The organism is Marinomonas sp. CT5 (genome assembly GCF_018336975.1).
In the GTDB taxonomy this organism is placed as follows: Bacteria; Pseudomonadota; Gammaproteobacteria; order Pseudomonadales; family Marinomonadaceae; genus Marinomonas.
This window is the reverse complement of sequence record NZ_CP025572.1, coordinates 2,731,713-2,745,902: the sequence shown is the minus strand read 5'-3', so window position 1 is coordinate 2,745,902 and position 14,190 is coordinate 2,731,713. Positions and strand designations below refer to the sequence as shown.

General features: G+C 39.5%; 16 protein-coding genes. 12 read left to right on the top strand and 4 right to left on the bottom strand.

What is annotated here, in order from left to right; all coding sequences use genetic code 11:
• Positions 1 to 447: 447 nt before the first annotated feature.
• The 9 genes from C0J08_RS13000 (at position 448) to C0J08_RS12960 (ending at position 7,144) form a co-directional block, all read left to right on the top strand.
• Positions 448 to 888, top strand: a complete 441-nt coding sequence (locus C0J08_RS13000) for a hypothetical protein (protein WP_212652370.1) — start codon at positions 448 to 450, stop codon at positions 886 to 888.
• Positions 889 to 983: 95 nt separating this feature from the next.
• Positions 984 to 1,757, top strand: coding sequence for a hypothetical protein (locus C0J08_RS12995; RefSeq protein WP_212652369.1), 774 nt, complete (start codon positions 984 to 986; stop codon positions 1,755 to 1,757).
• 63 nt (positions 1,758 to 1,820) lie between these two features.
• Complete coding sequence (locus tag C0J08_RS12990; RefSeq protein ID WP_212652368.1) at positions 1,821 to 2,228, top strand: hypothetical protein; 408 nt, start codon at positions 1,821 to 1,823, stop codon at positions 2,226 to 2,228.
• A gap of 86 nt (positions 2,229 to 2,314) precedes the next feature.
• Positions 2,315 to 3,364 (top strand): hypothetical protein, encoded by a 1,050-nt coding sequence (locus C0J08_RS12985; protein ID WP_212652367.1) that lies wholly within the window; start codon positions 2,315 to 2,317, stop codon positions 3,362 to 3,364.
• Complete coding sequence (locus C0J08_RS12980; RefSeq protein WP_212652366.1) at positions 3,354 to 4,673, top strand: hypothetical protein; 1,320 nt, start codon at positions 3,354 to 3,356, stop codon at positions 4,671 to 4,673. Before C0J08_RS12985 ends, C0J08_RS12980 begins: the two co-directional genes overlap by 11 nt.
• Positions 4,674 to 4,970: 297 nt before the next feature.
• A complete protein-coding gene (locus C0J08_RS12975) occupies positions 4,971 to 5,210 on the top strand; it encodes a hypothetical protein (protein ID WP_212652365.1) in 240 nt (79 codons plus the stop codon).
• Positions 5,211 to 5,344: 134 nt separating this feature from the next.
• A complete protein-coding gene (locus C0J08_RS12970; RefSeq protein ID WP_249344282.1) occupies positions 5,345 to 5,578 on the top strand; it encodes a PNPOx family protein in 234 nt (77 codons plus the stop codon).
• Between the two features lie 176 nt (positions 5,579 to 5,754).
• On the top strand, positions 5,755 to 6,225 hold the full coding sequence (locus C0J08_RS12965; RefSeq protein ID WP_212652364.1) for a GNAT family N-acetyltransferase: 471 nt from the start codon (positions 5,755 to 5,757) through the stop codon (positions 6,223 to 6,225).
• Between the two features lie 40 nt (positions 6,226 to 6,265).
• Entirely contained in the window at positions 6,266 to 7,144 is an 879-nt protein-coding gene (locus tag C0J08_RS12960; RefSeq protein ID WP_212652363.1) for a transglutaminase domain-containing protein, read from the top strand.
• Between the two features lie 315 nt (positions 7,145 to 7,459).
• On the opposite strand, the gene C0J08_RS12955 is transcribed toward C0J08_RS12960, so the two are convergent.
• The 4 genes from C0J08_RS12955 to C0J08_RS12940 all read right to left on the bottom strand — a co-directional run bounded on the left by C0J08_RS12955 (position 7,460) and on the right by C0J08_RS12940 (position 11,133).
• Positions 7,460 to 8,875: a Na+/H+ antiporter NhaC family protein gene (locus tag C0J08_RS12955; RefSeq protein WP_212652362.1), complete on the bottom strand. Its 1,416-nt coding sequence runs from the start codon at positions 8,873 to 8,875 to the stop codon at positions 7,460 to 7,462.
• On the bottom strand, positions 8,853 to 10,052 hold the full coding sequence (locus C0J08_RS12950) for a pyridoxal phosphate-dependent aminotransferase (protein WP_212652361.1): 1,200 nt from the start codon (positions 10,050 to 10,052) through the stop codon (positions 8,853 to 8,855). Before C0J08_RS12950 ends, C0J08_RS12955 begins: the two co-directional genes overlap by 23 nt.
• Positions 10,053 to 10,057: 5 nt before the next feature.
• Positions 10,058 to 10,429 (bottom strand): Rid family detoxifying hydrolase, encoded by a 372-nt coding sequence (locus C0J08_RS12945; RefSeq protein ID WP_212652360.1) that lies wholly within the window; start codon positions 10,427 to 10,429, stop codon positions 10,058 to 10,060.
• A 65-nt stretch (positions 10,430 to 10,494) separates the two neighbouring features.
• Positions 10,495 to 11,133: a helix-turn-helix transcriptional regulator gene (locus C0J08_RS12940; RefSeq protein ID WP_212652359.1), complete on the bottom strand. Its 639-nt coding sequence runs from the start codon at positions 11,131 to 11,133 to the stop codon at positions 10,495 to 10,497.
• Positions 11,134 to 11,573: 440 nt separating this feature from the next.
• Here C0J08_RS12940 and C0J08_RS12935 point away from each other — a divergent pair, with 440 nt between their 5' ends.
• From C0J08_RS12935 to C0J08_RS12925, 3 genes are all read left to right on the top strand, one after another.
• Complete coding sequence (locus C0J08_RS12935) at positions 11,574 to 11,726, top strand: hypothetical protein (RefSeq protein WP_212652358.1); 153 nt, start codon at positions 11,574 to 11,576, stop codon at positions 11,724 to 11,726.
• Positions 11,727 to 11,850: 124 nt separating this feature from the next.
• Complete coding sequence (locus tag C0J08_RS12930; RefSeq protein WP_212652357.1) at positions 11,851 to 12,930, top strand: DUF418 domain-containing protein; 1,080 nt, start codon at positions 11,851 to 11,853, stop codon at positions 12,928 to 12,930.
• A gap of 149 nt (positions 12,931 to 13,079) precedes the next feature.
• Entirely contained in the window at positions 13,080 to 13,685 is a 606-nt protein-coding gene (locus C0J08_RS12925; protein WP_212652356.1) for a pyridoxamine 5'-phosphate oxidase family protein, read from the top strand.
• Positions 13,686 to 14,190: the final 505 nt, after the last annotated feature.

The window sequence follows — 14,190 nt, the reverse complement described above, 5'->3', positions numbered from 1 at the left end:
CTTTTTACCTTTCTTCAAGGGGAAGACGGAAGATGGGGTGGTGGTTTTTTCCGATACAAGTTAGCCGATCAGGTTTAGCAAGAGGCTTGAAAGTATCTAAAACCCTATGTGGATAACAGAGTCAATTAACTGCATGTATATACAGTCTATTTTTATGGTGGCCATTTTTTAGCGCGCTTTGCCTAAAAAACATTCACAATTTTGCGCGTTTTTACTGGTGGAATATAAATAAGTCTTTTAGTATCAATGGATAAGCATCTACCACACAGAAATAACGCGCTGTGGATAAATGAAATAACGCGCATGCTCGTTTATCCAGTTTTGATTTTTGTGGACATGAGTAAAAATGTATTGTTCTTCAGAAACTTAAAAGGATTTTTGAATGAATTTAATAATGTGTAAACGCGCATGCGCACTATTAAAATGTTAGCTGTCCGAGGAAGAGTCATGGGATACGATTTACATATCACCAGAAAAGAAGAATGGTTTGAAGAAGAAGGTGATCAGATAACGCTTGATGAATGGAATAATTTTGTAAATTCGTCATCAGATATGAGGCTAGACGGATACGCAGAAGCAGAGACTCCCAATGGGGTTTTAAGAGTGGAAAGCGAAGGACTAGCCGTCTGGACTGGTTATTCTGGTCATGACAAAGATGGGAATATGGCCTGGTTTGATTATTTTGAGGGCAACATAAAAGTTAAAAACCCCGATGATGAAATTATAAAAAAAATGTATCAGATAGCTGTTGCTCTCAATGCAAAGGTTCAGGGAGAAGAATGTGAAGTATATGGAGAGGATGGCCAGTCCAACTGGAAAGAGCTAAAAGCCGAAGGTGAAGCAATGAGAGCCGCCGGTTCAAAAAAATGGTGGCAGTTCTGGAAGTAGCAGCTAACAATCCAAGCCAGCAGGACTTATTTCGCTGTCGCTTCGCTCCAAAACGCAAAATAAGCCTCTGCTTGGGGCGTTAGGAATACTAAAAAATGGCAGGACCACAAATCATACCTGAAAAGGTAACTAGCCCATTCCAATTAATGGCTGCATGGTTTGTCATGTTGGTCTTACTAACTTCTGTGCTGTTGACGGCTGCTTCAAGAATAGAAAAACCTGACTGGGCAGCAGGCTATTTAGTGATATTCACATCCATTCTAGTCTTGCTGGTTATTGGCTGTGTAACGTTAATGCTTACAAAGTTCAGGCCTCACCTCCAAGACGGTAAAGAATATGCTCAGTGGCTTAAGGATAAAGGAAGATATTCCTCAGGAATTATTTTTAAAGAAAATAAAACGAAAAGTAGTTTAGCTATTAAGAGCAGCTCAAATGTCATAGAAACAAAATCGGTGCCAATTACTAATGTTGATATTAGTGTTGTAAATGCTTACGACTCTGGAAAGATGATAAAAGCTCTCAAAGAGAATGGCTTCAACGCCGATATTTATCAGCCTAATAGCGCCCCATACAATAGCCACTCTTCACATGAAGCGATCTGGCTTGGCTATCTTGTGAACTCAGCGGTCGCATGCCGGGTTATTAAAGCTGCAATAAAGCAGTGGCCGCATTTAAAGTATGTGCATTTATCGAGTGATGGCGGTGGCGATCCACCAGATGAAGTACATGACCAAATATTCTTGGGTGGCTCAACTAATACCGCTAAAGAATTTGGTTTGAAAAAATGGGAACCTCAAGATTTTGAAAATTTGAGTGAATCTATGAATGGAAATGAATTGCATGCCATCGTGCGTTCAAAGTATTCCTAACAATCGCATCAAAGACGACGCTCGTACCTCGCGCGCTTTATGCGGGCGTTATGCGTAATATATATGAATACATGGATCGAAATTAACAGGCCTGTGGATGTAGAAGCAGATATTCCTCTAAAGGATCAGGCACCTAGTGGTGTTAAAGAAAAGTACGCCAATTCTTGCAAGGACAAATTTATCGCTTGGACTAGCGAAGATGGGAAGTTTATAGGCTGCATTAAAAATAATAGAAGTGTTGTTGCTAGTACTGCTGAAGCTTATGCAGTCGAACTTTATGAGATGGAGCCTGCGAAGGGAACTGGTTTTGTTGGGCTTGATATTATATCTGAAAATGGTGAATGCCTAGCTGTTATAGTAGCTTCTAGATATTCGAAAAAATCATTAAGTTGGCTCAAGAACATTCAGCCTGTTTTAGCAAAAGCATTTGGATTAAAAGAAACATATGATTATCAAGGCAAAGACGCATAACAAAAGGCTCAAGGTAATGGACAGCGCAGAGCGCCGCCCCTTAGCCTAGGCGTTAGATTATCTATATAAATCGGGGATACTAATAAATGGAAGAGAGGTCGCTTAGATCTCATGTATTGGATTTGATTGGAAGCTTTCTTTACCAAGAAAAATTTCCGAGCTATCCGTATTTGAGAGAAGGTATTCTGGATTTAGTTGACTCTACTTCTTCGTACAGAGAGGAAGGTGAGGAGTTATATCCAGAGATATTTATTACAAATAATATTGAGTCAGTTCTTGAAACCCTCCCATTCTGCAAAAATCTAGAGATAGATAGGAAATCAGCATCCGTAAAAGAATTTTCTAATGCTTTAAAGTTATGCGCACCATTGTCACGAAATGGATGGGTCATATACATAAATGTAGAAGAAAAGTATATAAGCTACGGTGTGGTCTCTTCTGAAATATCAGAATTAAGCCCTACATTCAGAACTCAGGCTGTTGGCGAGCTGAGCCAGAATGCCGACGAATATAGTATTGCCTACCTACAAAACGTGGGCAATAAAACAGTTCTTTTAAAAGGCTCTGAAGCTAGCGCTCTTATCTGCCTTACTTTAAACAGTAAAGGGTCTGCTCATGGCCATGAGCTGCAAAAACTTTGCTCATTCATCACTCAAGATGTCGGTGAGCAATACAAAGATATTTCGGCCTCCTACTTTGAAAAGCTAATTGGTAGTGCATTAATTGTCGGCCATGGAAATTTAATTGGTGTTGTTAAAGATGTGGAAGATAAGTTGACTACTTTAAAATCAAGACATAGTGATGGCATATACCTAAGTAAGCCAATTGACATGTATGAATTGCTAGCCGCTTCAGAAGAAGAGAAAACTCGGGAAGCATGTACGTCTAATCGGCTTTATAGCTCATTGCTTGAGTCGATGCTAAACCATGATGGTATGACTGTATTGACAACTTCAGGGAAAATCCTGGGCTATCACGTATTCGTAAAACCTCAAGGAAATGAGGAGGATGGCCTTGTAGGGGGAGCTAGAACTAGAGCTTTTGAAATAATGAAGCGTAGTGAATGTTTTGAGTGTTGTTTTTATAAGTCTCAAGATGGAAACGAGAAGATTTGGAGCGTAACCGATGCCCAGTAAAGAGTTAGTGTGGGCTGGCCCCACGGGTACAGTAATACCTGCAAGTTGCTCAGAACCGCAAGAAATTGTTCTTTACGCAAACGGTTTGAACGATAAGCAGAAAACAGATATTGCACGTGCCTTTGAGCATGGCGCTTACGACATGGGTGCAGAATACACGTGGCGTAGAGCCATGGTCAGGCTTAAATCAACCTTAAAAACATTAGGCATGGGCTTTATCGGAGAAATGCTTAATGATGATGATATTGATGAATACAGCAATATCGATATTGTTTTGAACGACTATAGTGCGATTAGCTTGGCAGAACAGCTTGGCGCTATCAATAGTACTGGAGCATTGAAACTCCGACATGCATTGGAAGTAATAAGTCATTACTTGTCTGATGAAGCTGAAAAGAACAATGAAGAATTATCAAAAATCGATGCTGCGGCTTTGGTTAGCTCTTGTGTTAGATATGTTTTAGGCGAAGCAGACATATCTATAGCAATCGAGTTTTCTGAGCTAAGAAATCGACTTTACACTGAGACATTAACATTAGCTGACCCTCAGATTGAACAGCTTTTAGATTCCCCGCCGTTTTATATAAAAACAGTTGTTTCTGTACTGCTTTCAGGAATAAAAAATGAACAAGGCGCAGCTCAAGAGCATGCCGTTGGCAATTTGGGGGTATTGATACAGCCCATTTGGAGTCATATTCCAGAAAAAGACAAATGGCAAATTGGTAACGCGTACAGAGATGCAACTGCTGCAGGTGACATTTCAGCGACAAAAGGCCTTAAGAATGCGTTGCTGAAGGTGAAAGGTTTCGATTATGTTCCAGAGAATCTACGCTCATCTACCTTTAAAAAGGCAGCCAAATCTCTAATTGATGCCCATTTTGCAATGAATAACTTTTATACTGAAGCCCCATTGGTTGCCAATTTATCGAAGCTTGGGAGTTCAATACCAGCTCCGGCTTTTATCGATTGCGTTCAAGCATACCTATGTGTTTATCTCGGAAATTCGTATGGTGTATCCAATGCAGCATTTCCAACAGCTAAAGCTGAATTGCTAAAGATTCCAGAGGATCGGTGGAGGTATTATTTTGATAAGGTGTTGAGTACTGATGAAATAATACTTTCAAAATTGTTTAATGAAAAACCAAGAGAAAGATTCAAAACCTTGATACAGGATCATCTATCGTTTCTTGTTGATAGTGAAAGCTTAAATACGGACATTCTTAAATTGGTCCAAGCTTTAAACAATGGCTACAATAGGCGAATTAATTCAATTTCGCTTAAACTATACGACAAATTGCGAGAGAAATAATCTAACAAGTGGCTGTTGTCGGACACGTCTACGCTACGCTCCGCTCCGACACGCCGCAAAGCCAAGCGTTGGTATCGTACTGATAGCCAACATATTTAATATCTCCAAAGCTGCGCGTGTTGGCGGCGTTACAAAAATTGGAATGAATTGGGGTCAGATGAAAAATTAAGATATTTAGGATTTTTTATCTGACCCCTTTTACTCCTTTTACTCTCTCCGGTGGTTTTTCAAGTGTTGTGTATTTTTTATATTGGGCGCGTAAGTTTTCTAATTAATTTTTACAAAGGAGGTATGTCGGTGAATTTAATAACGGATGATGAAATAAAGAGTATTGTTAAAAAACATATACGTTTTTCTATTTTTTTAGTCATTGTGCCAATTGTTTTCATACAATTAATTGAATATTTTTCGGGTGATGCGCAATTGAATTATTTAATGTTCTATATTACCCCTATTTCTTGTGTTGGTGCATGTGGGTATTTAATCCAAGGTGTACTAATCGATATAAATGCAAGTAGATCAAAAAACACAGGATAATTCGGATCATAGTAAACTCAAAAAATGCGCTATAGCTAAATAAAGAAGCAAAAATACTGAGTAAGAACAAAACCATTTTTTAGTTATACTCTGATTTCTTTCCGGAAGTTAAGCGCTAAATATAAGGAGGTTTTATGTATCTTGAATCCGAAGAGCAGCTTAGAGAACTCTATGGTTATCCAAAAGGGCACGCCAAAGACAAGCAATTAACTTCCTTAGAGCGTCACTCCAGTAACTTTCTCGCGCATTCTCCGTTTGTGACAATTTCGACCTACGCAAAATCCGGCTCTGTTGATTGCTCTCCTCGTGGAGGAAATCCGGGATTCGTAAGGGTATCTTCGATTTTTTCGATTTTTTGGTTTCTTTGAAAACGCCAAAATGATTAGAGCCAAGTCAGTATCGTTTGCAGGAAATAGCATCAGGGATAAATGCTAAAAAAGGATTTATAACAATCCGAATAGATGGCAGCAAAACGGTTCTTGTTAGATCTTGATTTTGCTTGCAAAATTGAGGTCCATAGATTTTAAGTTATTGGGAGACATTGATGATTATAAGGAAGATGGAAGAGAAGGACCTTGAAGCTGTCAGTGCCGTTTGCATGGACTCTTTTTTGCAGTCTGTTGCAGATACATTATCTGATGAGGGCATTTCAACCTTTTCGAGTATTTCTAGGTGCAATGCTTTCCTAGACAGAATGAAGCAGGATAACTTGATGTTGGTTGCTGAAAACGAGGGGAAAATAGAAGGGGTAATAGAATTAAAGGAAGGTCGTCATGTTGCAATGCTCTTCATCCGCCCTGAGAGTCAAAAAAGTGGTATTGGGAGAAAGTTGCTTTCATCAGCCCTAAATCATGCAAAGGTGGAAACTGTTACCGTCAGCGCATCTCTAACTTCAGTTCCCGCCTATGAAAAATATGGTTTTGAGTGCAACGGGGAAGTGGGTGAATCGGCAGGCTTAGTTTATCAGCCTATGGAGATCAAACTTAACAAGGCAATGCACGCGACAAGCGCGTGATTGCGGTGTGACTGACTAAAATTGTGGAAAATACTCATATATGGATATAGACCAATACAAATCACATAGTGCTATTTCAAATGTGGGCGAGTTTAGTAAAGAAATTGGGCTGCTCCCAAATGATATTCGCGAGTTATGCAAATTCGTGCAAGACAACCTGATTCACTCTTATTGGATCTCTCACTACGGCTGTGAAGTTGAAGATCATATTCGATATTCAGAAATGCAAATCCGCAACGCACAGGATTTGCTAGTGAAGTCGAAATCTAAACGAAAACAGTCAACTACTGAACATAGTAGTCCAGTAAATAAAGTGGTAAGTGTCTGCCGAGATTTCTCATTGTTACTTTGTGCTACTTTAAGAGAAAAAGGTATCGCTGCTCGAATTAGGTGTGGTTTTTCAAAGTATTTGAATCCGGGTAAGTACGAGGACCACTGGATATGTGAGTATTGGAGTGAATTGCAAGCTCGCTGGGTGTTGGTTGATGCACAACTTGATGGCATCCATCGTGAAATTCTTCAGTATGAATTTGATGAATGCGATGTACCAAGCTCCGAATTTATTTATGCTGGAAAAGCTTGGCAGCTTTGTCGTAATAGTGAAGCTGTACCGGAAAGTTTTGGTATATTTGAGTTAAGTGGGCTTCCTTTTATCAAAGGAAATATAGTTAGAGATCTTTTTGCTTTATGTAAAGTAGAGCTAATGGCTTGGGATACAGGCTGGGGAATCCTAAAAAATCCTCATCAAACCATAGTGGATGATGTTGAGTATCAGTTATTGGATCAACTAGCTGTTCTTAGCAGTGAGTCTGATTACATGAATGCTATGATTGCCATTCAATCTATGGAGGAATTAAATTTCCCAGAAGGATGGGAGATTACTCAGGCTCCAACAATATCCGAGTTGCTTTCTACTTAGATTAAACTGGGATAATCAGGGTTAGACTAAAATTAAAGCAAAGAAATAGTCTGCAGAAAGATAGTGTAGCGAACAACAACTAGGGTCACTTTTGGGGGCGGTGCCTCTAGTTTAATTGTAAAAAATTTCCGGTTACTTTTGTTTAGGCTGACTCGAGATATTCAGTTTCGCGTCATGGGACAGAAAGACAATGTTAATGTAGAAAAAATCCAATTAACAAACATGTTAGTTGGATTTTTGTAGAAAGTTTCATTAAACATAAAATTGTAAGTGAACAAGACTTTAATCAGTGTTCAGTTTTAGGTTTCATTAATGTTATTCGTTTTCCATACGACGGCCATAGCCAGTAAGCACTGAGGCCATGAGTACAAAGAACAATATGACGGGGTAGAAAAAAACGCTTGCAATCGCATTGGGTTCTAAGCCGCTCAGGGCTGCTGGAATGAAGACAAATACACTGAAGAATGGTACTACTACCGCTAACGTGTTGGTGAAACCATCTAAGATATTTGCTCGACGATAAGGATGAATATTTAAGCGTTGACCCGCTTCATTTATGATAGGTCCAACGGACAGTATGGTTGCACTGGTAACACCGCCAAATAGCATAGTGACAATATTTAGCACAAGCGCACTAACTATCTCAAAACCACGGGCGGTTTGACAAATGGCAGAGTTCATCAAGCTATTTGTGATGGTTTCTACGATTTTGGCGGCTTTTATCACTCCCATGATACCAAAGATAGAAACGACCAGAACGGCGGTTCCCATCATGCCATTAATGCCATCGGCTAAGAAACCTGCTGCATGGTTACCCAGAGTACCATCTGAATTAAATACTTGAGATAGGTCAAAAATACCAGTTACAAGTCCAAGAATAACGCCAAATGTTAATGCGATGCTGGTGGCAATGAAGATGTTTTGAGTCATTTTTGAAACGACAAGTAACACAACCACAGGTAACAGCATTAATAAGTTATAAGGTGAAACTTCACGAAGTGTGGCGTCATAACTTAAAGGATGACTATTGGAAAGAAAAAAGTATAGAAGTGAGGTGATGATTGCGGCAATAGCAGAGTATTTGAAGCGTGATCGAACAACGCCACCAATATCAGCAGATTGACCTGTTTTTTTCATGATTTGAGTGGAGGACGATGCAATGGTTGTATCAGAAATGGGGGCCAAGTTGTCGCCAAAAATAGCACCCGAGGCAATGGCTCCAGCAAGAAAAGCACTATCAACACCAATATCTACACCCGTTTGAAAAAACACTGGAAAAGCAGCAAACATGGTTCCAATAGAGGAGCCTGTGGCGGTTGCAACAATACACACTGAAATAAAGGTAAAAGTGACAAATCCTCCTTCTGAGAAACGGAAAGATTGTGCAAACCAAATCAGACCATCGGTTAAACCACTAATTTTGATCATCTGCGAAAACATACCGATCAATAAAAGTAGTAAAAAAATAGTGACGCTTTCTTTGCTCGAAATGCCTTGGATCACCGCATTCCAATAGGCATGGCGATTAGAGGCTAGTAAGCTAGTTAACATTAAACTAATAAAAGCCGCACCTGCCAACACATGCATGTCGTATGTCATGTAGTGCATGAACAAGGTCATACAAGATAAGAAAAAAAGTACTAAAGGAATTAATGCTAAAATCTTGTTATTGAAAATTGGGATCTCTGGGATCAACCCTTTTTCTGTATTATTTAAAGTTGATGATGCCATTTTTAATCCTCTCACAAGCGTTGAACAAAGTGTTGTTATCACGAAAACAGCCATAAATCATGCGTAAGTTACTTTCATAACCTTTGCCATATTGACCACCAGGATTCACTAAAACGTTTTGATCTTTCAGGATGAACTGAGTTACCTCGTTGCCATCACCGATTCCACTAATATCAACCCAATGTAAAATTCCGCTTTCTGGTTTATTGCAGCTGACACCAGTAATAGTGTTGAACATTTCGGTCACGGTTGAACGTCTTTGATCGAGGCGTTCTTTGCGCTCGTTGATGATGCTTTCGTCGTTTAATGCGGCAATAGCGCCTGCACATGATAGGTGAGAGGGCGCTCCCAAAATATTAACTGCAGCTCCGTAATATTTGTCGATCATGACATCGCTGGTATATAGATAGCCGATTCGTAAACCACTTAATCCATAGCCTTTAGAGAGAGAACAAACTGTAATAGTCCTTTCTAACATGCCTTCTATCGAGGCGGGTGCGATAAACTCTATGTCATCAAATATGATGTCTTCGAAAGCTTGGTCGCAAACTAGAATAAGGTCGTGCTCAATAACAAATTCGGCTATATCTCGAATGGAATCGGGGCGATAGACTACTGAAGTGGGGTTGTTAGGATGGCAAATAACCAACATTTTCGTATTGGGAGTGACATACTTTTCTAGGTCCGCTTTTCGAATTTGGTAATTATCTTCTTTCGAGGTGGGAACTTGAATGGCATTTGCGCTCATTAAGCCAACATTAACAAGATTGTTAGGGTATGTGGGGGTTGGAATGAGTACGTCACAGCCTTTCTCAAGAAACGGGTACATAGCGTAGAAGAGTCCAGAATCCGAACCTGGGGTGACGATGATGTTACGACTTGGGTCCAGCTCAAGGCCTGTTTGGCGTTGAATCTTTTTGGCAATGGCAAGACGAAGTTCTCTTGGTCCGATTGGCATAACATAATGAGAGGAAACCCCATTTTGCACACTGTCCATTAACGCTTTTTGAACACTCTCAGGCATAGAAGGGTCGGGAAAATCAGGATCTGCCCACGCCAAAATTGTGCCACCGGATTCGATGATTTTACCTGCTCCTTCACCAACATCAGCCTTGATAACCGTATCAAATAAGCCGCCAGAAACAGAGGAGAAAGCATTACGTAGATGTTTTTGCATAGTATTTAACCCTCAGTCGCTATGGCATCAATTTCGACTATTGCACCTTTAGGCAGAGCTCGTACTTCTACTACAGCTCTAGCAGGGGTGTGATCACCAAAGAACGTTTGATATTCGTTGTTGATGTCCGTGAATGAGTTCAGGTCAGTAGTAAAAATCTGCACTTTTAAAACGTTATTTTTAGTGAGATTTTTAGCAGCAAGAATGGCTTCAATGTTTGTTAGGCTTTGTTTGGTTTGTTCTTTTACGCCTTCGACCATTAACCCTTCTTTGGTTAGAGGTAATTGTCCAGAAATGAACATCAAACCATTGCTAGCAGTGGCTTGAGCGTATGCGCCGATCGGCATAGGGGCATTTGGGGTATTAATAAAGTCCATATATCTCTCCGGGTGAATAAAAATTATCTTTCTAATAAAAAATTATCACCATTAGGTAAAATTTTTTATTTTAAGTTTTGAAGGTATCTGTACATGGTGGCATCAGAAACTTTCAATGTTTTAGCAACCTCAGTAATGGCGCCTTTCAATAAAAAAATCCCTTTTTTGTCTAGCTCGCGCACAATGTCAATACGCTCTTCTTTCGATAAATGACCGACATTGGACACTTTCTTATGTGTCACTTCATGGATGACACTCATCGGTAAACTGTCTACAAATGGAACAAGTCTTTCGTTCACAGTGGACACGGACTCAGGTTGCTGCGCTTTTGTTTTCCCTAGAATGCCTGCAACAGAGTCAAACACATTTTGGTATGTTGTTAAGTCTTGATTCACACATAACATACCTAATAAGGCATCGCCTTCTTTGATAAAAAATGTGGAAGAATTAAAAATCACACCGCTATTGGATACACTTTTATAAATACCAGTGAAATCCGCTTTTAAATATTCCTTATCTCTTAATACACGAAGCACTAAATCAGTCGCAGAATCACCAGCCTTTCGGCCACTAATATGACCATTACCGATGAAAACAATGGAGTGCTCCAGATTACTTAAATCATGTATAACGAATTCACAATCTTGCATTTGCTGTGCCAAAAATGCGGCTAAGCTCTTAAATAGGTCTAACTTACTGTTCATAATGAGTTTTTATTCCATTAATAAAAAATTATTAAAAATATGAGATATAGGCGGATATTGTATTAGTGCATTACGATGGTGCAGTGTAACTTTTATGGTGCAATAATTTAAAATGAATCCAATTAATATTTAAAATTCAATAAAATCAATGCTTTATTATTTTTATGTACTATTGATTATGTTAACAGGTAGTTAAGTAACTCTGTTTAATTGAATTGATAATAATTTATCAATTTATGCTAAGTTATCCTTCAGGTGTCTAAAAATCAACCGGTTTTTGCCTGTTACTACTGATAGTGGCCCTTAAAGTTTCTAAGGTAGGGAAAAGGTTTTTGATTTAAAGAAGGTAGAATCAGTCGTCGCTAAGATTTGTTATCTTCTAAATCCTTCCTGAGCTAGAATAGCGGCCTAATTCATACTTCAATACAAGAGATTTATAAATGACCGCATTTGATACAAAAGTGGAAGAGTTGATCGCTAAGCATCCCCATTTAACCAAGGATGAAGCCATCAAGATTGTGACTGAGAAAAATAACCGTAAGAAACAAAAGAGAAATGCGAGATCTAATAAAGGCAGTGTGAACAAGGGATAGAAACAAGCAGTAAGTGATCATTGTTATGATCACTTGTACGTCAATTAACGTCGTTAACTCTGCTCCAAAGTGGCCGCACTGTGTTGGTCGTTTTTGACGACGTCAGTTTTCCTAGAGACTTTTTATGAAGCAAAGAGTGAATGGATTCGACCTTGCAAGAGCGTTGGCGATATTTGGCATGGTCATTGTGAACTTCAAAATTGCAATGAACGCTGAAATGGGCAATGTGTGGTTGATGAAGTTTGCAGGGCTTTTTGAAGGAAGGGCGTCGGCCTTATTTGTTGTGCTGGCAGGTGTGGGTGTGACATTTCTTACGAAAGAAGCAAGAGGATCTAGGGACAGAATACAGGTATTTAAAAAGCGCGTCTTGCTGATAAAACGTGGACTCTTACTTATTACCATCGGCCTTTTATTTACGCCAATATGGGAAGCCGACATCCTGCATTTTTATGGTTTTTACTTTCTAATAGCCGCTGCCATATTTGGACTGAAAGACCGCACCTTGTTATTGGTATCAGCGGTCATTATGTTGATATTCCCTGTTTTCATGTTGTTTTTTAATTATGAGCAGAATTGGAATTGGTCGACATTAGCCTATGCAAACTTTTGGTCATTCGATGGAATGATTCGGCATATCGTATTTAATGGTTTCCATCCAGTTTTTCCTTGGGCGGCCTTTCTGGTGTTTGGCATGTGGTTGGGGCGACAGAATTTATTAGACAGGCTGGTAAGAAACAGACTGCTTGTTTGGTCGCTCATCATTTTGCTTGTAACCGAATGTGGCTTTTATTGGTTAAGAAACCTTGTGGGTGACGGTAGTGTTCTTGAAATGACACCGGATGAAGTGACATTTCTGTTTTCCACTTCGATTATCCCTCCGTTACCACAATACATTCTCTCTGCTGGCAGCTCTGCCGTTGTTGTGCTGGTGGCTTGTTTATATTTTTCAGAGATATTTTCTGAAAACCGTATCAATAAATGGCTGTGCCAAACGGGGCAATTGTCTTTGACCTTGTATGTGGCTCACGTCATTATCGGTATGGGGCTTCTTGAAGCGATTGGCCGCTTAGAACACCAGACCATAGATTTCTCTCTATGTAGTGCGCTGATATTTTGTGTTGGCGGGATTGTTTTTAGTCTTGTATGGCGGAAGCGTTTTAAAACTGGGCCACTAGAATGGATCTTCCGTAAGATGGCAAGCTAATTAAGCTTTGATGTTTAAAAGCTGAAAACTTAGGCCTCGATATTCGTGATAGTTTCGCAGTTTTTAAGCGACCTAGTTAATGTCATAACATAGCCGCGCGAGGTGTTTGTGTTGATTACCAAGTTCGGCGGTAAATATAAGGAGATTTTATGTATCTTGAGTTCGAAGATCAGCTCAGAGAAATCTATGGTTATCCAAAAGGGCGCGCTAAAGATAAGCAGTTGCCTTCCTTAGAGCGTCACTCCAGTAACTTTCTTGCGCATTCTCCGTTTGTGGCGATTTCTACCTACGCAAAATCCGGTTCTGTTGATTGTTCTCCTCGTGGAGGAAATCCGGGATTCGTAAAAATAATCAATGACAACTGCATTATTTTGCCCGATGGGAAAGGGAATAATCGGCTTGATAGCCTTGTTAATATCATTGAAACGGGGCAAATCGGGTGTTTGTTTTTGATTCCTGGTGTTGATGAAACGCTTCGAATTAACGGGCTTGCTCGTATTTCAACCTCACCTGAATATTTAAGCTTGTTTTCTGACGACAGAAACCCACCCAAAACCTGTATTGAGATCACCATCAAAGAAGTGTTTTTACATTGCGCTAAAGCGTTAATGCGCTCTGAACTTTGGTCTTTAAAGGCGCAAATAGATAGGGCGGATTTTCCTACGATGGGAGCGATGATTAACGATCAGCTATCGATAGAAGATGATCCCGAAGCGCAAGAAGATATGATCGCTCGATATAAGCGGGATTTATAATTTTGTCAGCATTTTAAATAAACGCCAATTCACTCTGAGCGAGGAGAGGCGGCCCCCGTTGTGTTTATCATTAGAGGTGTCGTACGCTTAATATATTGTGTTTAGTTGTATGACGTGATTAATCTTAATGAGTTGTTTTTTATCACGGAAGTTAGGCTATCCATTTCGATGGGTCGTTCTTATTAAAGTTATTTCGTCGGAAAGCTATATAAGCGGATGAAAGAGCGGCTATCATTTGGCTGTTGCTAAATTCAATTAATCAATACTGAAAGAGTTTCTTTATATTGTCACATGTTGATGGCATAGAGACTTGAATTCTTTTTCAAATCGTCGATGCATTGTTTTTCTTTGGAGTGCGTTTTATTTCCATTGAATGTATAGAAAGGTTACTCGACTCACCTAACCATCGTTTATTGTTACTAACCCTTACTAATTAGCATCGAAAATGCAGCTTATTAGTTGGCACTGAAAATGTAGATTAATACTAAGTCTATAACCATTAGAA

Bases quoted from the DNA above. Each gene is read 5' to 3' on its own strand.
- C0J08_RS12925 (WP_212652356.1), top strand. From the start codon at position 13,080: ATGTATCTTGAGTTCGAAGATCAGCTCAGAGAAATCTATGGTTATCCA.
- C0J08_RS12990 (WP_212652368.1), top strand. From the start codon at position 1,821: ATGAATACATGGATCGAAATTAACAGGCCTGTGGATGTAGAAGCAGAT.
- C0J08_RS12950 (WP_212652361.1), bottom strand. From the start codon at position 10,052: ATGCAAAAACATCTACGTAATGCTTTCTCCTCTGTTTCTGGCGGCTTA.
- C0J08_RS12940 (WP_212652359.1), bottom strand. From the start codon at position 11,133: ATGAACAGTAAGTTAGACCTATTTAAGAGCTTAGCCGCATTTTTGGCA.
- C0J08_RS12935 (WP_212652358.1), top strand. From the start codon at position 11,574: ATGACCGCATTTGATACAAAAGTGGAAGAGTTGATCGCTAAGCATCCC.
- C0J08_RS12995 (WP_212652369.1), top strand. From the start codon at position 984: ATGGCAGGACCACAAATCATACCTGAAAAGGTAACTAGCCCATTCCAA.
- C0J08_RS12955 (WP_212652362.1), bottom strand. From the start codon at position 8,875: ATGGCATCATCAACTTTAAATAATACAGAAAAAGGGTTGATCCCAGAG.
- C0J08_RS12980 (WP_212652366.1), top strand. From the start codon at position 3,354: ATGCCCAGTAAAGAGTTAGTGTGGGCTGGCCCCACGGGTACAGTAATA.
- C0J08_RS12960 (WP_212652363.1), top strand. From the start codon at position 6,266: ATGGATATAGACCAATACAAATCACATAGTGCTATTTCAAATGTGGGC.
- C0J08_RS12985 (WP_212652367.1), top strand. From the start codon at position 2,315: ATGGAAGAGAGGTCGCTTAGATCTCATGTATTGGATTTGATTGGAAGC.
- C0J08_RS12970 (WP_249344282.1), top strand. From the start codon at position 5,345: ATGTATCTTGAATCCGAAGAGCAGCTTAGAGAACTCTATGGTTATCCA.
- C0J08_RS12945 (WP_212652360.1), bottom strand. From the start codon at position 10,429: ATGGACTTTATTAATACCCCAAATGCCCCTATGCCGATCGGCGCATAC.
- C0J08_RS12965 (WP_212652364.1), top strand. From the start codon at position 5,755: ATGATTATAAGGAAGATGGAAGAGAAGGACCTTGAAGCTGTCAGTGCC.
- C0J08_RS12930 (WP_212652357.1), top strand. From the start codon at position 11,851: ATGAAGCAAAGAGTGAATGGATTCGACCTTGCAAGAGCGTTGGCGATA.
- C0J08_RS13000 (WP_212652370.1), top strand. From the start codon at position 448: ATGGGATACGATTTACATATCACCAGAAAAGAAGAATGGTTTGAAGAA.